Annotated in this window: 16 protein-coding genes and 1 riboswitch; of the genes, 7 read left to right on the top strand and 9 right to left on the bottom strand. The window is 67.9% G+C overall.

Features of this window, described 5'->3' with window-relative positions; translation table 11 throughout:
• Positions 1-4 precede the first annotated feature (4 nt).
• From cobW to EJJ38_RS12135, 3 genes are all read right to left on the bottom strand, one after another.
• Positions 5-1,051, bottom strand: a complete 1,047-nt coding sequence (cobW, locus tag EJJ38_RS12145) for a cobalamin biosynthesis protein CobW (RefSeq protein WP_127090415.1) — start codon at positions 1,049-1,051, stop codon at positions 5-7.
• Positions 1,048-1,476, bottom strand: coding sequence for a DUF1636 family protein (locus EJJ38_RS12140; protein WP_127090414.1), 429 nt, complete (start codon positions 1,474-1,476; stop codon positions 1,048-1,050). The genes cobW and EJJ38_RS12140 overlap by 4 nt, the downstream gene beginning before the upstream one ends.
• Positions 1,477-1,548: 72 nt before the next feature.
• Positions 1,549-1,775: riboswitch (cobalamin riboswitch) on the bottom strand.
• A gap of 138 nt (positions 1,776-1,913) precedes the next feature.
• Positions 1,914-4,961, bottom strand: coding sequence for an Rne/Rng family ribonuclease (locus EJJ38_RS12135; protein ID WP_127090413.1), 3,048 nt, complete (start codon positions 4,959-4,961; stop codon positions 1,914-1,916).
• A gap of 696 nt (positions 4,962-5,657) precedes the next feature.
• On the opposite strand from EJJ38_RS12135, the gene EJJ38_RS12130 reads away from it, so the two are divergent.
• The 5 genes from EJJ38_RS12130 (at position 5,658) to EJJ38_RS12110 (ending at position 11,653) form a co-directional block, all read left to right on the top strand.
• Complete coding sequence (locus tag EJJ38_RS12130) at positions 5,658-7,010, top strand: N-acetylmuramoyl-L-alanine amidase (protein ID WP_127090412.1); 1,353 nt, start codon at positions 5,658-5,660, stop codon at positions 7,008-7,010.
• 197 nt (positions 7,011-7,207) lie between these two features.
• Positions 7,208-9,658, top strand: a complete 2,451-nt coding sequence (locus tag EJJ38_RS12125; RefSeq protein ID WP_127090411.1) for a penicillin-binding protein 1A — start codon at positions 7,208-7,210, stop codon at positions 9,656-9,658.
• Positions 9,659-9,779: 121 nt separating this feature from the next.
• A complete protein-coding gene (gene prfB, locus EJJ38_RS12120) occupies positions 9,780-10,910 on the top strand; it encodes a peptide chain release factor 2 (protein WP_127090410.1) in 1,131 nt (376 codons plus the stop codon).
• Positions 10,911-10,985: 75 nt separating this feature from the next.
• Positions 10,986-11,228 carry a type II toxin-antitoxin system Phd/YefM family antitoxin gene (locus tag EJJ38_RS12115; protein WP_127090409.1) on the top strand — a complete coding sequence of 81 codons (243 nt, stop codon included), beginning with the start codon at positions 10,986-10,988 and terminating at the stop codon, positions 11,226-11,228.
• Positions 11,228-11,653, top strand: coding sequence for a type II toxin-antitoxin system VapC family toxin (locus EJJ38_RS12110; protein WP_127090408.1), 426 nt, complete (start codon positions 11,228-11,230; stop codon positions 11,651-11,653). Before EJJ38_RS12115 ends, EJJ38_RS12110 begins: the two co-directional genes overlap by 1 nt.
• Before the next feature lie 24 nt (positions 11,654-11,677).
• Here EJJ38_RS12110 and EJJ38_RS12105 read toward each other — a convergent pair whose 3' ends face one another.
• The 5 genes from EJJ38_RS12105 to EJJ38_RS12085 all read right to left on the bottom strand — a co-directional run bounded on the left by EJJ38_RS12105 (position 11,678) and on the right by EJJ38_RS12085 (position 14,326).
• Positions 11,678-11,944, bottom strand: a complete 267-nt coding sequence (locus EJJ38_RS12105) for a Txe/YoeB family addiction module toxin (RefSeq protein ID WP_127090407.1) — start codon at positions 11,942-11,944, stop codon at positions 11,678-11,680.
• Complete coding sequence (locus EJJ38_RS12100; RefSeq protein ID WP_127090406.1) at positions 11,941-12,195, bottom strand: type II toxin-antitoxin system Phd/YefM family antitoxin; 255 nt, start codon at positions 12,193-12,195, stop codon at positions 11,941-11,943. Before EJJ38_RS12100 ends, EJJ38_RS12105 begins: the two co-directional genes overlap by 4 nt.
• 105 nt (positions 12,196-12,300) lie before the next feature.
• A complete protein-coding gene (locus tag EJJ38_RS12095) occupies positions 12,301-12,993 on the bottom strand; it encodes a fumarylacetoacetate hydrolase family protein (RefSeq protein WP_127090405.1) in 693 nt (230 codons plus the stop codon).
• A gap of 188 nt (positions 12,994-13,181) precedes the next feature.
• On the bottom strand, positions 13,182-13,841 hold the full coding sequence (gene msrA / locus EJJ38_RS12090) for a peptide-methionine (S)-S-oxide reductase MsrA (protein WP_127090404.1): 660 nt from the start codon (positions 13,839-13,841) through the stop codon (positions 13,182-13,184).
• Between the two features lie 155 nt (positions 13,842-13,996).
• Positions 13,997-14,326: a hypothetical protein gene (locus EJJ38_RS12085; RefSeq protein ID WP_245454223.1), complete on the bottom strand. Its 330-nt coding sequence runs from the start codon at positions 14,324-14,326 to the stop codon at positions 13,997-13,999.
• Between the two features lie 175 nt (positions 14,327-14,501).
• Between EJJ38_RS12085 and EJJ38_RS12080 the strand changes: the two genes are divergently transcribed.
• Positions 14,502-15,011, top strand: coding sequence for a GNAT family N-acetyltransferase (locus EJJ38_RS12080; protein WP_127090403.1), 510 nt, complete (start codon positions 14,502-14,504; stop codon positions 15,009-15,011).
• Positions 15,012-15,074: 63 nt separating this feature from the next.
• On the top strand, positions 15,075-15,605 hold the full coding sequence (gene ppa / locus EJJ38_RS12075) for an inorganic diphosphatase (RefSeq protein WP_127090402.1): 531 nt from the start codon (positions 15,075-15,077) through the stop codon (positions 15,603-15,605).
• A gap of 76 nt (positions 15,606-15,681) precedes the next feature.
• Here ppa and EJJ38_RS12070 read toward each other — a convergent pair whose 3' ends face one another.
• Entirely contained in the window at positions 15,682-16,851 is a 1,170-nt protein-coding gene (locus EJJ38_RS12070; RefSeq protein ID WP_127090401.1) for an acetyl-CoA acetyltransferase, read from the bottom strand.
• Positions 16,852-16,962: the final 111 nt, after the last annotated feature.

Below are 16,962 nucleotides of genomic sequence, written 5' to 3'. Positions count from 1 at the left end.
CCTCTCAGGCGGCGGCGCTGAGGGGCGCGAGCGCCTGTTCCACCGCCGTCCGGTCGAAGCCCTTCAGGCCGATGACCACCAGCGCGCCGCGCCGGGCCTCGTCCGTGCCCCAGGGCCGATCATACTGGTGCGAGACGCGGGTGCCCACGCCCTGGACGAGGAGCCGCATGGGCTTGCCCGCGACGCTGGCGAAACCCTTCACCCGCAGCACGCCGGACTGCGCCGCCGCCTGCTCCACGCGCGCGGCGAGCGCGGCGGGATCGGTGATCTCGGCCACGGGAATGACGATGCTGTCGAAATCGTCGTGGTCATGGTCCAGTTCGTCGTCGTGATGGGTCTTGCGGTTCTCGATCTCGTCTTCCGTGCCCACGCCGAGGCCCAGGAGAACAGCCGGGTCCACCTTGCCGCCCGCCGCGCGCACCACCGAGACGGCGCGGGGCAAAGCCTGGGCGATCCGGGCGGCGGCGATCTCGGCTCCGGCTTCATCAAGCAGGTCGGACTTGGCGAGGATCACGAGATCGGCGCAGGCGATCTGGTCCTCGAACACCTCTTCCACGGGGTCGTCATGGTCCAGCGTCTCGTCCTCCGCGCGCTGGGCGGCGAGCGCCTCCATGTCGTCGGCGACGCGCCCCTGCGCCAAAGCGGGACCGTCCACCACGGCCACCACGCCGTCCACGGTGACCCGGCTCTTGATGGCGGGCCAATGGAAGGCCTGGACCAGCGGCTTGGGCAGAGCGAGGCCCGAGGTCTCGATGAGGATATGGTCGATGCCCGGGCGGGACAGGATGGTGTCCAGGGCCGGGACAAAATCATCGGCCACCGTGCAGCACAGGCAACCGTTGGATAGTTCGACGATATTCTCCTCCGGGCAGCTCTCGATGCCGCAGCCCTTCAGGATTTCGCCGTCGATGCCCACATCGCCGAACTCGTTGACGATCACGGCCAGCTTCCGCCCGCCGGCATTCTCCAGCAGGTGGCGGATGAGGGTGGTCTTCCCGGCCCCCAGGAAGCCGGTGACGATGGTGCAGGGAACGCGGGCAAGGCGGGTCATTGGCTGTCCTCGTGGAAGGAGAGGGGAGGCACGCGGGCGATCATGCCGCGCTTGAGGCAATCGGGCCGGCCACGCCAGGGCATGAGCCCGTCCGGCGCGGCGGCGAACAAGGCGGCGCCGGCCATCAGGTCCGGCCCGCTGTCGGGGCGAAGGTCGCCGAACACATAGGTCCAGCCGCCGGCTCGCACCATGGCTGCGGAGAGGCCGCGCTTGCAATTGGCAAGGCAGCGCACGGCGCGCACCGCCACGTCCGATACCGAAGGGGCGGCGAGCACGGCTGCCGTGAGCCCTTCGCCGTCCGGCGGCACGGCGGGGTCCGCGCCGGGTGTGCGGCAGGTCCGGCAGACGAACAGGGTGACGCGCGCGGCGGACGGTTCGTCCGGTGCCGGGTCCTCGACGGGCGATGCGGAGGCGCAGGTCTCCACGAATGCTCTTTCAGGGTGCCGGCCGCGCGGCGATATCCGCGCTGCTCCGCATTGCCAAGGCACCCCGCCCGGCGCGCGGTCGAGGCGATGGCAGGTCTCCTGGCTCGCGGGTCATCATCTCGCACCGCCTTCCCGGAACCGCGCGGAGGCGGCGTCCAGTGGCGTTATCGGTCGAGACTCACCGCCGACAGTTGCGGGGGCAGCCGCGGCTTTGGCGCGCCATTCTCCATGGCATGCCGCACCGCATTCCCTTTTCATTCCCCGGCACGCCGGGGAAAACCTTCGCTCGGCGCCACTAAAGGAGCGCCCAGGGGCGAAGTCAATCTTCAGCCGGATGAATCGTCGGCGAAGCCGATCCTCTCCGCCGCCCGGATACGAAAACGCCCCCGCACGCGAATGCGGGGGCGTTCTTGATCAGGGGCGTGCGGAGCGAAGGCTCAGCCGCCGAACAGCTTGCGCTGCCACCAGCCGGTGCGGGCCTTCTCGGGCGGCAGGGACGGATCCACTGCCGGTTCCGGCGCGCTCTCGGTGGCAGGCGGAGCCTGGTCCACGACGGCCGCTTCCGGCTCCACCGCCGAAACCGGCATGTCGGCATCGGAGACGGGGACCGAGGCGGTCTCCTCGCCGCTCACGGCAGCCGGGGAGGCGACGCTGACGGACGGGGCCTTCTCGCGCACCGTGGACCGGCGGCGGGTGGACTTCTCCGCGGCGGGGGCGGGAGCCTCCTCCACGGGCGCGGCTTCCGGTGCGGGGGCTTCGGCCGGGATGCTCACAGGAGCGAGGGCCGGGGCTTCCACGGGTTCCGGCAAGGCGATTTCGGCGGGCGCGGGGGCGTCGTCCGAAGCAGCCTCGGCCGGGTGGCCCTCAGCCTGCGGCGCATCGGTGCCGGCATTGTCCTCGTCCTCGCCCTCGGCGGCCTCGGCACCGTCCGTGCCTTCGCCCTCCTCGCCCTCACGGCGATTGCGGCGACCGCCACGGCGGCCACGGCGGCGGCGACGGCGCTCGCCGTCAGCGTTGCGGGCGTCGGCGCGCTCGTCGTCCTCGCCCTCTTCGCCTTCGGTCTCGCCTTCGCCGGCGGCATCCTCGTCGCCCTCGGCTTCACCTTCGGCGCGGGGCTCGCGGGGCTCGCCCTCGCGCTCACCGTCCCGCTCGCCATTGCGCCGCCGGCGGCGACGACGCTTGCGGCGGCCGTTTCCGTCCTCGCCGCGCTCGGCGCGCTCCTCGGTCTCTTCCGCCTCGGCGCTCTCCTCGGCGGTCTCTTCCTCTTCCTCCTCGAACTCCTCGTCCGGCAGGATGGAATCGGGCTGCACAACGCGAGTCGGCCGGGGCGCGGCCGGGGCGGGGGCAGCGGGGTCGCCCTTCTCGATGATGAAGGGCTGGTGGCCCGTGACGCGATCGTCGGCGCTCACCACGAGGGTGACGGAGAAGCGCTCCTCCAGCTCACGCAGATGGGCGCGCTTGTGGTTCAGCACATAGAGCGCCACTTCGCTGCGGGTGCGGGCGACGAGATTGTGGGTGGTAGAGCGCACGAGCTGCTCCTCCAGCGCACGCAGGAGCTGGAGCGCCACCGAGGACGCGGAGCGCACATGGCCGGTTCCGCCGCAGGTGGGGCACACCTCGATGGAGCTTTCCAGCACGCCCGTGCGGATGCGCTGGCGGGACATCTCCATGAGGCCGAAATGGGAGATGCGGCCCACCTGGATGCGGGCGCGGTCGTTCTTCAGGCAATCCTTGAGCTTGCGCTCAACCGAGCGGTTGTTGCGCTTCTCCTCCATGTCGATGAAGTCGATGACGATCAGGCCCGCGAGATCGCGCAGGCGCAACTGCCGGGCGATCTCCTCGGAGGCTTCCATGTTCGTCTTGAGCGCGGTGTCCTCGATGTGATGCTCGCGCGTGGCGCGGCCGGAATTCACGTCGATGGAGACCAGGGCCTCGGTGGGATTGATGACGATGTAGCCGCCGCTCTTCAGCTGGACGACGGGAGAGAACATGGCGTCGAGCTGCGCTTCGACCCCGTATTTGGCGAAGATCGGCTGGGTGTCGCCATAGGAGATAACGTTCTTCGTGTGGCTCGGCATGAGCATGCGCATGAAGTCCCGCGCTTCGCGGAAGCCTTCCTCGCCGGCCACGTGAATGTCGTCGATGTCCTTGTTGTAGAGGTCGCGGATGGCGCGCTTGATCAGCGAGCCTTCCTCATAGACGAGGTTCGGCGCCGCGGAGCGCAGCGTCAGCTCGCGCACGGTCTCCCACAGGCGCAGCAGATATTCGAAGTCGCGCTTGATCTCGACCTTGGTGCGGTTGGCACCGGCGGTGCGCAGGATGATGCCCATGCCATCGGGCACCTCCAGGTCCTGCACCACTTCCTTCAGGCGCTTGCGGTCCACCGCATTGGTGATCTTGCGGGAGATGCCGCCGCCGCGCGCGGTGTTGGGCATGAGGACCGAATAACGGCCCGCCAGGGAGAGATAGGTGGTGAGCGCCGCACCCTTGTTGCCGCGCTCTTCCTTGACCACCTGGACCAGCATCACCTGACGGCGGCGGATCACTTCCTGGATCTTGTAGGTGCGGGCCCGGCGCTGGGGCGCGCGGACGGGGACCTCTTCGAGCGCGTCGGCGGAGCCCATCTGCTCCACGCCTTCGTCCTCGCCGTCCTCGTCTTCGTCGTCCGCGTCTTCGTCCGCTTCGGCCGAAGGCTGGGCGTCGGCATATTCCGGGGCGGCCGCGTCGGCGTCCGCCGAAACGTCCTCGGCGGCGAATACGGGCGCGGGATCCTGTTCGGCCTGGGGCGCCTGCTCAAACTGGGCGGCGTCCTGGACGATCTCGGCCTCGGGCTCGGCCGCCTGCTGCAGGGGCGCGGGCAACTCGTCGGCTACGGGCTCGTCCGCCTCGACCGGCGCGCCGAACATTTCCTCGGCGATATGGGGCGTTTCCGCCTCGGGCGCCTCGGCGTGATGATCCTGAGCGTGACGGTTCTCGCCGTGATCATCCTCGTCGTCGTCCTCATCGTGGCCGCCGGAAATCTGGCCGTCCTCGATGGTCTCGACAACGTCGTCGTCGTCCACTTCCTCCACATTGCCGGAGGCGTCGGTGTCCTCGTCCTCGTCGGCGGTGCCGGAGACGGTCTCATCCCGGCGCGCGCGGCGGGGGCGGGACCGACGGCGCTCGCGGCGCTCGTCTTCCTCGTCAGCCTGACGCGCGGCGCGCTCCTCCTCCTCGAGCAGCGCGAGGCGGTCGGCGACCGGGATCTGGTAATAGTCGGGATGGATCTCGCTGAAGGCGAGGAAGCCGTGGCGGTTGCCGCCATATTCCACGAAGGCCGCCTGGAGCGAAGGCTCCACGCGCGTCACCTTCGCGAGATAGATGTTGCCCCGCAACTGCTTGCGGGACGCAGCCTCATAATCGAATTCTTCGACGCGGCTGCCGCGCACGACCACCACCCGGGTCTCCTCCGGGTGGGTGGCATCGATAAGCATCTTGTTTGCCATGGAAATCTCTCTGGGCGGCGCCGGGCTCAAAGCCCCGCGACGGCTGGCGCGGCAAAGCACGCGAACCGCCGATGCGCCGAGAATGGAATAGGGAGGGAAGTGGGGGACGCGGACGCGACGGCAACGTCTCGGCGCCCTCGGCGCCGGGGCACGCGGTGGCACGCTGGGCGCGCCTGTCGTGCATTAGAACGTTCATGCCTTCGGCTACTCGTCCCTCAGCGAAGCTTTGGACCGGACGAAGATGACCGGCCCGGCATACGGAGGCTCGATCCCCCTTCGGATCAGACCCTTCGGGCTAGCGGGTGGACGTGGTGTTTCCTTGGAGCGCAGGGGAACCACGCTCACCGCTCCAGCCTCTCCCTATGGTTGAGGCTTCGGGGGCTATGCCCGCCCGGGCCGGAGAACCGGGACGGCGGGCATCGGAAAAGCCACGAAACCGGGAGCCGAACAGCCAATTCCGGAACGCGAACCGTATGCAGGACTTTCTTAGCCGCCCGCCTCCTGCTTTGGCAAGGTTCATGCCTGTTTCGTCGGCAACATTCTGCGAACGCCTTGTTGCCGGCGGGCCACAGAGCGGTCCGGAAAACCGCTCGTGCCGTGAACCAACGGTTAACGCTGCGGCCCCTATCCGGTACACAGGCGGTCTGGACGAAGCGTAGCGTGAGACGGCGGATCTGGTCGAGGGAATGGAGGCCGATGGCGGCGCACGCGGTTCGAGCCGAAGCTGAGGGAAGCGCCGGGCGCCCCGTCCGCGCGGCGTTCGGCCGCGCAACTGGCGCGCTGTGGGCCTGCCTGCTGCTCGTTGCCGCCGTCGCTCCCGCTCCCCTCCGGGCCGAGACAGCCGCGCCTGCCACTGCGGCCAAGCCTGCGCCGGGGCAGCCCGCCCAGGCGCTCGATGCGCGCCTCGCCGGTGACGACCAGCGCACCCGCATGATCATTGATCTCAGCCGCACGGTGGAATTCCGCGCCTTCACGCTGGCCAATCCCAATCGCGTCATCCTGGATTTGCCGGACGTGGTGTTTTCCCTGCCGCAGGCGGCATCCACCGGACGGCGCGGGCTGGTGGCGGCCTATCGCTACGGCGCCTTCGCGCCGGGCAAGGCGCGCATGGTGCTGGACCTTGCGGAGCCGGTGGCCATCGACAAGGCGTTCGTTCTGGAGGCGGCGGACGGCCAGCCGGCGCGCCTCGTCCTCGATCTCGTGAAGGGCGACGCGGCAAGCTTCGCCGCGTCCGTGGCCACCGCCGCCGAGGCGCGCGGCGCGCCAGCTCCCCTGGCCGCCTCCGCCGCGCACGCCCACGGCACTGTGCCCGACACGGACCCCCGGCCCATGATCGTGGTGGATCCGGGCCATGGCGGCATCGATTCGGGCACCACGGGCGCCAGCGCCTATTCCGAGAAGAATATCGTGCTGGACGTGGCCCTGGCGCTCAAGACGCGCCTGGAGGCGGGCGGGCGCTATCGCGTGGTGCTGACCCGCTCCACGGATATCTTCGTGCCCCTGAGCGAGCGCGTGCGCATCGCGCGGGCGAACCGCGCGGCGCTGTTCATCTCCATCCATGCGGATGCGCTGGCCAGCAATGACGGGCAGGCGCGCGGCGCCAGCGTCTACACCCTGTCCGACACCGCGTCCGATTCGGAGGCGGCGCGGCTGGCGGAAAGCGAGAACCGGGCGGATCTCATCGCGGGCATCGACCTCTCCGAGGAGAGCGACGAGGTGGCGGGCATCCTGTTCGATCTCGCCCAGCGGGAGACCAAGAACTTCTCCGCCACCTTCGCCCGCACCCTGGTGGGGGCCATGAAGGCGGCGGGCAAGGTTCACAAGTCCGCGCTCAAGTCCGCCGGGTTCAAGGTCCTTAAAGCCCATGACGTGCCCTCGGTCCTGGTGGAGATCGGCTACATGTCGAGCCGCGAGGACCTGAAGCTGATGACCTCGGAAGCCTGGCGCGACAAGCTGGCCCAGTCCATGGGCGAGGCGGTGGACGGCTTCTTTACCCCCCGGACGGCCGGCATTACCGGCTCGGTTCCGGACGCGCCGTCCGGCCGGTGAGGGGCTTTCCGCCTGTGGGTGCGGGCGCCGCCGCCGCGCTTCGGTCGTGAAGCGGCCATTTTTCGCCAACATAGCGGGACCGGAAGGCGTGTTTTGCGTTATGTAGGCGCCGGGTCCGGCGGCATGAGCCGTGCGGACACATGCGGACGGGTTGCGGCGGGTTCCCCAGGCGGGGCCCGGGCGGGAGGAGCCGGCGAATGCGGCTGCTGTTGAGGTTTCTGGGCTTCATGTTCGCGCTGGGCACGGTGGTGCTCCTGGCGGGCGCCGGCGCGGCCACGTATTTCATCTGGAAATACTCCCAGGACCTGCCCGACTATTCCCAGCTGCAGAATTACGAACCCCCGGTCATGACCCGCGTCCATGCGGACGACGGCGCGCTCGTGGCCGAATGGGCGCGCCAGCGCCGCCTCTACATTCCCATCCAGAACGTGCCGCGCCTCACCATCGAGGCGTTCCTCTCCGCCGAGGACAAGAATTTCTACGAGCACGGCGGCATCGATCCCTCGGGCATCTTCCGCGCGGCTTTGGTCTATCTGCAGAATTACGGCTCCAACCGCCGTCCGCAGGGCGCCTCCACCATCACCCAGCAGGTGGCGAAGAACTTCCTCCTTACCAATGAGGTCTCCATCGACCGCAAGGTGAAGGAAGCGCTGCTCGCGCTGCGCATCGAGCGCGCCTATTCCAAGGACCGCATCCTCGAACTCTATCTCAACGAGATCTATCTCGGCATGGGCGCCTACGGCATCGCGGCCGCGGCGCTGGTCTATTTCGACAAGTCGGTCGAGGAACTGACCATCCCCGAGGTGGCCTATCTCGCGGCCCTGCCCAAGGCCCCGTCCTCCTACAATCCGTTCCGTGACCGTGAGCGCGCCATCGATCGCCGCAACTGGGTGATCGACCGCATGGCCGAGAACGGCTTCATCACCATGGATCAGGCCGAGGAAGCCAAGAAGAGCCCGCTGACCGTGACCCCCCGGCCCACCGGCGCGCAGATCTTCGCGGCGGAATATTATGCCGAGGAAGTGCGCCGGCAGATCTATGACCGCTACGGCGAGACCAAGCTCTATGAGGGCGGTCTCTCGGTGCGCACGGCGCTCAATCCCAAGCTCCAGCTTCTCGCCAAGAAGACGCTGTCGGACGGCCTCGTGCGGTTCGACGAGCAGCGCGGCTGGCGCGGTCCCTACAAGACCGTCGAGATGACCGGCGACTGGGGCGTCAAGCTCGCCGAGATCAAGTCCTTCTACGACATCCCCTGGAAGCTGGCCGTGGTCCTGTCCTCGGACAAGGATTCCGCGCGCATCGGCTTCCAGCCCGCCCGCGAGAAGGGTGGCGGCATCTCTACCGCCCGCGATGTGGGCCTCATCACGCTCGAGGGCGCCAAATGGGCCCGCTGGACCAAGGGTCCCGATGCCGGGCGGCAGGTGAATTCCGTGGCGCAGGTGCTCAAGCCCGGCGACGTGGTCTTCGTGGAGCCCATCGCCGGCAAGGACGGCCAGTTCCGCCTGCGCCAGATCCCCGACGTGGAAGGGGCCATGGTGGTGATGGAGCCGTTGACCGGCCGCGTGCTCGCGCTGTCCGGCGGCTTCTCCTATGACGAAAGCCAGTTCAACCGCGCCACCCAGGCCCTGCGCCAGCCCGGCTCCTCCTTCAAGCCCTTCGTTTATGCCGCCGCCTTGGACAACGGCTACACGCCCTCCACCGTGGTGCTGGACGCGCCCATCGAGATCGACCAGGGGCCGGGCATGCCGGTCTGGGCGCCCGAGAATTATGCGAAGAAGTTCTACGGCCCGCAGACCCTGCGCTTCGGCCTGGAGCAGTCGCGCAACGTGATGACCGTGCGCCTTGCCCAGGATGTGGGCATGCCCATCGTCGCCGAATATGCGCGCAAGTTCGGCATCTATGACGACATGCTCCCGGTGCTGTCCATGTCGCTGGGCGCGGGCGAGACCACGCTCATGCGCATGGTGGGCGCCTATGCCATGATCGCAAACGGCGGGCGCAAGGTGACCCCCTCGCTCATCGACCGCATCCAGGACCGCTACGGCCACACCATCTATCGCCACGACGAGCGCGAGTGCCGCGGCTGCGAGGCGACCAACTGGCAGAACCAGCCGGAACCCACGCTCATCGACCGGCGCCCGGTGGTGCTGGACCCCATGACCTCCTACCAGATCACCGAGATGATGGAGGGCGTGGTCCAGCGCGGCACGGGTACCGCCCTGAAGGAAGTGGGCAAGCCGGTGGCCGGCAAGACCGGCACCACCAATGACGAGAAGGACGCCTGGTTCGTGGGCTTCACGCCCGAAGTGGTGGTGGGCGTCTATCTCGGCTACGACAAGCCCAGGGCCATGGGCAAGGGCTCCACGGGCGGCCTTCTGTCCGCGCCCATCGTGCGCGACTTCATGAAGACCGCCCTGGCGGATCGCCCCGCCATTCCGTTCCGTGTGCCGCCGGGCATCAAGCTGGTGCGCATCAACCCCAAGAGCGGCCTGCGCGCCGGCACGGGCGAGAATGCCATCCTTGAAGCCTTCAAGCCCGGCACGGCCCCGCCGGACAGCTATTCCGTGATCGGCTCCTCCGATGCCGCCCTGGGCGTGACGCCCGAGGCGGATCGCGCGGTGCGCTCGGGAACCGGCGGCCTCTACTGAACTAAAGCGGGACGCGCTGCGCCCGGGCCGGGTCGGCCCGGGGCAAAGCACGCGCGCGCCCGGTTTACACGCCTGATTCCCCCCGCTATTTTCCGCGGCCTTTAACGAGAGACACAACAGCATGCGCGCGGAACTCGCCGCCAAGGTCGAGGAGATCAACGCTTCCGTTGATCTGCTGCGCCAGCACCTCAACGTGGACCGCTCCCGCCGCCGCCTGGCGGAGCTGAACGCCATCGCCGAGGATCCGAGCCTCTGGGACGAGCCGGAGCGTGCGCAGAAGATCATGCAGGAGCGCACCTCTCTGGAGGACGCGCTGGGCGCCATCGACCGCATCACGCAGGACCTCGCTGATAATGTGGAGCTGATCGAGCTGGGCGAGGCGGAAGGCGACGAGGGCGTCATCTCCGAGGCCGCCGCCGCGCTTGATAGCCTGAAGGGCGAACTGGCCCGCCGCGAGGTGGATGCGCTGCTCTCGGGCGAGGCGGATTCCAACGACAGCTATCTGGAAGTTCATGCGGGTGCGGGCGGCACCGACAGCCAGGACTGGGCGGAGATGCTGCTGCGCATGTACACCCGCTGGGCCGAGCGGCACGGCTTCAAGGTGGAACTGGTGGACGAGAGCCAGGGCGAGCAGGCGGGCATCAAGGGCGCCACCGTGCTCGTGAAGGGCCATAATGCCTATGGCTGGCTGAAGACCGAGGCGGGCGTGCATCGCCTCGTGCGCATCTCGCCTTTCGATTCCAACGCCCGCCGCCAGACCTCTTTCGCCTCCGTGGACGTCTATCCGGTCATCGACGACCGCATCGTGGTGGAGATCAACGAGAGCGACGTGCGCGTGGACACCATGCGCTCCGGCGGCGCGGGTGGTCAGCACGTCAACAAGACCGAATCGGCGGTGCGCCTCACCCATATCCCCACGGGCATCGCGGTGGTCTCCCAGGGCGACCGCTCCCAGCACAAGAACCGGGCCACCGCCTGGAACATGCTGCGCGCCAAGCTGTACGAGGCGGAGCTGAAGAAGCGCGAGGCCGCCGCCGCCGCCGAGCAGGCGGCGCGCACGGATATCGGCTGGGGCCACCAGATCCGCTCCTATGTGCTCCAGCCCTATCAGTTGGTGAAGGACCTGCGCACCGGCGTCCAGTCCGGCACGCCGCAGGAGGTTCTGGACGGCGACCTCGATCCCTTCATGGAAGCCGCTCTGGCCCAGCGCGCCTATGGCGGCGGCCCGGGGCAGGTGGAGGATGTGGACTGAGGCTCTGGCGCGCGTAAGGTCGGCGGGCTATATGACTATCTATATGGTCAGGAGCGCCAGGGTCAGGAGTGCCCCATGGATGCCGTCAGCCTCGCCGATGCCAAGGCCCATCTGAGCGAACTCATCGACCGCGTCGAAGCGGGCGATTCCATCGACATCACCCGCCGGGGAAAGCCGGTGGCCCGGCTGACGGCGGTGGATCGTCCGCGCAAGCCGATTGATGCCGCCATGCTCAATGGGCTGACGCAGGCCATGCCCCCGCAATCCCAGAGCGCAGCCGATCTCGTGCGGTCCATGCGCGACGGCGATCGCTATTGATGCTCTATCTCGACACGTCGGTCCTCGTTGCCGCCCTGACCAATGAGGCGGCGACGCCCCGCGTTCAGGCGTGGCTGTCGGAGCAGGATCCGGCTGATCTCGTGATCAGCGACTGGTCGATCACCGAAATGTCGTCCGCCCTGGCGATCAAGCTGCGGACGGCGCAGATCAGCCTGGAACAGCGCGCATCTGCGCTCGCCATGTTCAACAGGCTTGTGGCCGAGAGCTTCACCATTCTCCCGGTGACGGGCGCGCATTTCCGGATGGCGGCCGGCTATGTGGACCAGCACATGATCGGCCTTCGGGCCGGGGATGCGCTCCACCTCGCGGTCGCATCGGAGAGTGGGGCGTGTGTGCAGACGCTCGACCGGAAACTCGCCGAGGCCGGCCCGCTGATGGGTGTGCCAACCCAATTGCGGGATTGAGCGGCTGTTGTCGCTGTGCCGGCTTCAATAGGGGAAGCGGCATTGGGCGATCTCAAGACGCTGATCATCGCCTTTGCCGCTCACACGGTAGACCAGACGGTGTTCCTGGCTGAGGCGGCGCGACCACCAGCCGGCCAGATCTCCTTTCAGCGGCTCGGGCTTTCCCGTGCCGTGAAAGGGCGTGCGCATGCAGTCCCGGATCAGTCCGTTCAGCTTGTCGAGCAGGATGGGATCGGCCGTGATCCAGCCGGTATATTGCTCCCAGGCGAGGTCCGAGAAGACGAGCTTCACGGCTCCTTCAACTCACGCACGGCCCCGCCGCCCGCATCGAGCTGGGCGATGGAGTCCCGCAGCGCCCGCGCATTGGCCGGCGTCGAGAGCAGGTGCATGGTCTCCTGAATGGCATTCCAGGTGTCCAGGGACACCATGACGACAGGCTTGCCATTCTTGCGGGTGACGATGACCTCCTCGTGGTCATCCACCACGCTGTCCATCACATCCTTCAGCTTCGCGCGCGCGTCCGTGTAGGTCAGGACCTGCATCTCGTCCTCCGTCTCTCTCACCATTATATGTACAGTGAGATGTACAGATACAAGCCTGTCACGCCGTGAGCCGGGAAGCGGGCGGCGGGCCGCCCGCTTCGGCGCTCAGCCGATGGTCACCTTCAGGTTCGCGACCCCATCCACGCCGCCGTCCAGCACGTCGCCGGACTTGAGCGGGCCGACGCCGGCGGGGGTGCCTGCGAAGATCAGGTCGCCGGGCATGAGGCGGAACAGGGTGGAAAGCTCGGCGATCATCTCGGGCACCTTCCAGATCATCTGGTTCAGGTCGCCTTCCTGCTTCAGGGCGCCGTTCACCGACAGCCAGATGCGGCCGGCGGCCGGGTGGCCGATCTTGGCGGCGGGCACCAGGGACGTGGCGGGGGCGGACTGCTCGAACGCCTTGCCCACTTCCCAAGGGCGGCCGAGCTTCTTCGCCTCGCCCTGCAGGTCGCGGCGGGTCAGGTCGATGCCGACGCCATAGCCATAGACATGGTCCAGCGCCGTCTCGACCGGGATATTCTCCCCGCCTTCCTTCAGCGCCACCACCAGCTCGATCTCGTAATGCACGTCGCTGGAGCGCTTGGGATAGGGAATGGTGGCGCCGTTCGGCACCAGATTGTCGGGGTTCTTCTGGAAGAAGAAGGGCGGCTCGCGGGAGGGGTCATGCCCCATCTCGATGGCATGGTCGGCGAAGTTGCGGCCCACGCAATAGATGCGGTGCACGGGAAAGAGCGCGTCCGTGCCCTCGACGGCGAGGGTGGGGATCTGCGGGGCGGCGATGACATAAGCGCTGGCCATGGCGGTCCTCATGAGGCGTTCGCGGCGCATGGGGCCTGTTCCGGGCAGGGTGAAGCAACCGGCCCGCTGGATCGGCCCCAGGCGGTTCCCTCTATGCGTCCCTTTCCGTGCCGGGATCAATGCGCCGCCAAAGAAAAACGGCGGGCGCTTCCGCCCGCCGTCCCTGCTTCCCGCGAGGAAAGTCCGGCCTATTCGGCTGCCTTCACGCCCACCCCGATGGGGCAGGCGACGCCGGTGCCGCCGAGCCCGCAATAGCCGGCGGGATTCTTGCCCAGATATTGCTGGTGATAGGCTTCCGCGAAATAGAAGGGGCCGCCCTCGGAAATCTCCGTGGTGATGGGGCCGAACCCCTTCGCCTTCAGCGCCGCCTCATAAGCCACCTTGGAGGCGCACGCCTCGTCCTGCCGGGCGCCCTCGGGCAGATAGATGCCGGAGCGGTATTGCGTGCCCACGTCATTGCCCTGGCGCATGCCCTGGGTGGGATCGTGGCTTTCCCAGAACACCCGCAGCAACTCCGCGAAGCTCACCTTGGCGGGGTCATAGACAACGAGCACGCCTTCCGTATGGCCGGTGCGGCCCGAGCAGACCTCCTCATAGGTGGCGTTGGGCGTATGACCCGCCAGATAGCCGACGGCGGTCACGATCACGCCGGGCACCTGCCAGAACTTGCGCTCCGCGCCCCAGAAGCAGCCGAGCGCGAACACAACGCTTTCCGCGCCCGCAGGGTAGGGGGCCTTCAGGGGCGCCCCATTGATGAAATGGGTGGCGGCGGTGGGCAGGGCCTCGGCGCGGCCGGGCAGGGCCTCGGCGGCGGTGGGCAGGTCGATGGACTTCTTCAACCAGAACATGGCGTCGCACTCCTCGCGCGCCTGCCGGGGGCCGGAACCCCGGGTCGTCGGCGCATCATCGCGTGGAAAGCACTTGCGGGAGCGCTGCGCTCCCGAGCCGGCTCGCTCGGCTCCGCCCCAATATGGGGATGAAGGGGCGCGGATGCGAGAGGGGGTCAGCTCACCTGGTAGCGCGAGCGGCGCCGCACATTGCCGATGGCCATCAGGACGAGCCCCAGGGCGGCCAGCAGGACGAACAGCGGCAGGTCGAGGAGCGGCCCCACCAGATCCGCCCAGGCCCAGGGCGCCATGTTGGAGATCGCCGCGCGCGTGGCCTCCAGGCTGGACGGCGACAGCGAGGTCCAGGCGGTGCGGGCGGGGGTCACCACCAGTTCCGAGGCGGCGATGGAGCGCGTGCCGTCCACCACCAGGGCAATGAAGCCGCCGGCGAGAATCCAGAAGCCCAGGAAGCGGAACAGGAAGCGGATCATCTTTTCGCGAGCCATGGTGCGCCGCGGGAGGCGGGAGGCTTCTTTTAGCATGGCGCGCCCGCCAGGAAAGACCGCCGATTGCACGACGCCTCAAGGGGTTGGCGCGGGCAGGCCCGCTTGGCATCACGACCCGGTGGGTGAGTGCACCAAAAGGCTTGATGGCGGCCCGCATGTTTGCTTCCATTCGCCCATGGGCACTGGACTCATAGAGATCCGCCGCGCAAGACCGCAGGATGCATTTGCGGTGGCGGACGTGCACGACGCCGCCTGGCGCGCAGCTTATCGCGGGGTGATTCCCGGGTTGGAGCTGGAGCGCATGGTGGAGCGACGCGGCTCCCAATGGTGGGAGCAGGCCATCCGGCGCGGCAGCCGCGTCTCGCTGCTCATCGCCGGGGACGAGGTGGTGGGCTACGCCAATTACGGCGGCAACCGCGCCAAGGCCCTGCCGTATGGCGGCGAGATTTACGAGATCTATCTGAAGCCCGTCTATCAGGGGCTGGGCTTCGGCCAGCGCCTGTTCGCCTCCGCCCGGCGCGACCTCTCTTTGGCGCGGCTCAGCGGCCTCGTGGTCTGGGCGCTCAAGGATAATGAGGGCGCCGTGGGCTTCTATCAGGCGCTCGGCGGGCAACGGGTCGCAGCCTCCACGGAGCGGTTTGGCACGAAAACTCTGGACAAGATCGCTTTCGCTTGGCAGCGGTAGCCGCGCTGCGTTGCAGCGACGGAAGTCGCGCGGCGCGTTCCGAGGTTTCAAGTGAGTGGTGACATGCTCATCGACGCGATCAAGATCGGCAAAAATCCCCCCCACGAAGTGAATGTGGTGATCGAGGTTCCGATCGGCGGGGAGCCGATCAAGTATGAGCTCGACAAGGAGTCCGGTACCCTTTTTGTGGACCGCTTCCTGTATACCCCCATGCGCTATCCGGGGAATTACGGCTTCATCCCGCACACCCTGTCCGGCGACGGCGATCCCTGCGACGTGCTCATCGCCAATACCCGCCCGATCATTCCCGGCGCGGTCATCAGCGTGCGCCCCGTGGGCGTGCTGGTGATGGAGGACGAGGGCGGCGAGGACGAGAAGATCATCGCGGTGCCCGGCCCGAAGCTCACCAAGCGCTATGACAATGTGAAGAACTACACCGACCTGCCGGACATCACGCTCCAGCAGATCGAGCACTTCTTCACGCACTACAAGGACCTGGAGCCCAATAAGTGGGTCAAGATCCTGCGCTGGGGCGACGTGAACGAGGCGCTGAAGCTGGTCAGCGAAGCCATCGAGCGCGGCTCGAAGGGCTGATTTCCGGCCGTCTCGGCTGCCGAAACGCAAAATGCCCGGGCTTTGCCCGGGCATTTCTGTTTCTGGGGCGTGACGCTCACTTCACCCGTTCGAGCACGCTCACATAATTGGCGACCGCCGCGCCGCCCATGTTGAACACGCCCGCCAGCTTCGCGCCGTCGATCTGCATGTCGCCGGCCTCGCCCATGAGCTGCATGGCGCACAGCACATGCATGGAAACGCCCGTGGCGCCGATGGGGTGGCCCTTGGCCTTCAGGCCGCCGGAGGCATTGACCGGCAGCCGCCCGTCCTTCCGCGTCACGCCCTCGCGCACCACCTTGTAGCCTTCGCCGGGCTTGGCGAGGCCCATGGCCTCATATTCGATCAGCTCGGCGATGGTGAAGCAGTCGTGGGTTTCCACGAGGCTGAGGTCGTCGATGGTGAGGCCACCCAGCTCCAGGGCCTTGGCCCAGGCGCGGCGCGCGCCCTCGAAGGCGATGGGGTCGCGGCGCGACAGCGGCAGGATGTCGTTGGCCTGCGCGCGCGCGCGGAAGGCGATAGCACGGGCCAGGGTCTCGGCCACGTCCGGGGCGGCGATCACCAAAGCGGCGGCTCCGTCCGAGACCAGCGAGCAGTCGGTGCGCCGCAGCGGCCCGGCCACATAGGGGTTCTTCTCGGAGATGGTGTTGCAGAAGTCGAAGCCGAAATCCTTGCGCATCTGCGCATAAGGGTTCGACACGCCGTTCTTGTGGTTCTTGGCGGCGATATGGGCCAGTTCCTCGGAACGATCGCCATAGCGCTGGAAATAGGTCTGGGCGAGGCGGCCGAACACGCCCGCGAAGCCGCCCTCGATGTCGGCCTCTTCCTTGCGGTAGGAGGCGTTCAGCAGGATGTCGCCCACCTCGGCGGTGGGCTTTGCGGTCATCTTCTCGGCGCCCACCACGAGGGCGATCTTGCCCTGGCCGCTCTCGATGAAGTTGATCGCCGTATGGATGGCGGCCGAGCCGGTGGCGCAGGCATTCTCCACGCGCACGGCGGGGGTATAGGCAAGGCCCGGAACCGACAGAGCGGGCAGGGCGCCCTGGAAGTCCTGCTTCTGGAAGCCCGCGTTGAACACGCCCACGAACACCCCGTCCACATCGCCGGCCTCGATGCCGGCATGCTCCAGCGCGGAGCCCGCCACACGGGCCATCAGGGCCTCGGTGTCCGCATCCTCCAGCTTTCCGAACGGGGAGTGGGACCAGCCCACGATGGCAGCTTGCGACATATGCTCCTCCACTGCGCGGCCCTCGCGCCATTTTCAATATCGAGCCGAGGGCGCAGCGAAGCGCGGCGTGGGCGCTGCGTCAATTGCGTTTGACGCATTGCGGCAACGCCA

The sequence above is a fragment of the Aquabacter cavernae genome (assembly GCF_003993795.1).
Lineage (GTDB): Bacteria > Pseudomonadota > Alphaproteobacteria > Rhizobiales > Xanthobacteraceae > Aquabacter > Aquabacter cavernae.
The sequence above is the reverse complement of the archived record's forward strand: the minus strand, read 5'-3'. Positions and strand labels throughout refer to the sequence as shown.

Bases quoted from the DNA above. Each gene is read 5' to 3' on its own strand.
- cobW (WP_127090415.1), bottom strand. From the start codon at position 1,051: ATGACCCGCCTTGCCCGCGTTCCCTGCACCATCGTCACCGGCTTCCTG.
- EJJ38_RS12135 (WP_127090413.1), bottom strand. From the start codon at position 4,961: ATGGCAAACAAGATGCTTATCGATGCCACCCACCCGGAGGAGACCCGG.
- EJJ38_RS12130 (WP_127090412.1), top strand. From the start codon at position 5,658: ATGGCGGCGCACGCGGTTCGAGCCGAAGCTGAGGGAAGCGCCGGGCGC.
- EJJ38_RS12125 (WP_127090411.1), top strand. From the start codon at position 7,208: ATGCGGCTGCTGTTGAGGTTTCTGGGCTTCATGTTCGCGCTGGGCACG.
- prfB (WP_127090410.1), top strand. From the start codon at position 9,780: ATGCGCGCGGAACTCGCCGCCAAGGTCGAGGAGATCAACGCTTCCGTT.
- EJJ38_RS12115 (WP_127090409.1), top strand. From the start codon at position 10,986: ATGGATGCCGTCAGCCTCGCCGATGCCAAGGCCCATCTGAGCGAACTC.
- EJJ38_RS12110 (WP_127090408.1), top strand. From the start codon at position 11,228: ATGCTCTATCTCGACACGTCGGTCCTCGTTGCCGCCCTGACCAATGAG.
- EJJ38_RS12100 (WP_127090406.1), bottom strand. From the start codon at position 12,195: ATGCAGGTCCTGACCTACACGGACGCGCGCGCGAAGCTGAAGGATGTG.
- EJJ38_RS12095 (WP_127090405.1), bottom strand. From the start codon at position 12,993: ATGGCCAGCGCTTATGTCATCGCCGCCCCGCAGATCCCCACCCTCGCC.
- msrA (WP_127090404.1), bottom strand. From the start codon at position 13,841: ATGTTCTGGTTGAAGAAGTCCATCGACCTGCCCACCGCCGCCGAGGCC.
- EJJ38_RS12085 (WP_245454223.1), bottom strand. From the start codon at position 14,326: ATGGCTCGCGAAAAGATGATCCGCTTCCTGTTCCGCTTCCTGGGCTTC.
- EJJ38_RS12080 (WP_127090403.1), top strand. From the start codon at position 14,502: ATGGGCACTGGACTCATAGAGATCCGCCGCGCAAGACCGCAGGATGCA.
- ppa (WP_127090402.1), top strand. From the start codon at position 15,075: ATGCTCATCGACGCGATCAAGATCGGCAAAAATCCCCCCCACGAAGTG.
- EJJ38_RS12070 (WP_127090401.1), bottom strand. From the start codon at position 16,851: ATGTCGCAAGCTGCCATCGTGGGCTGGTCCCACTCCCCGTTCGGAAAG.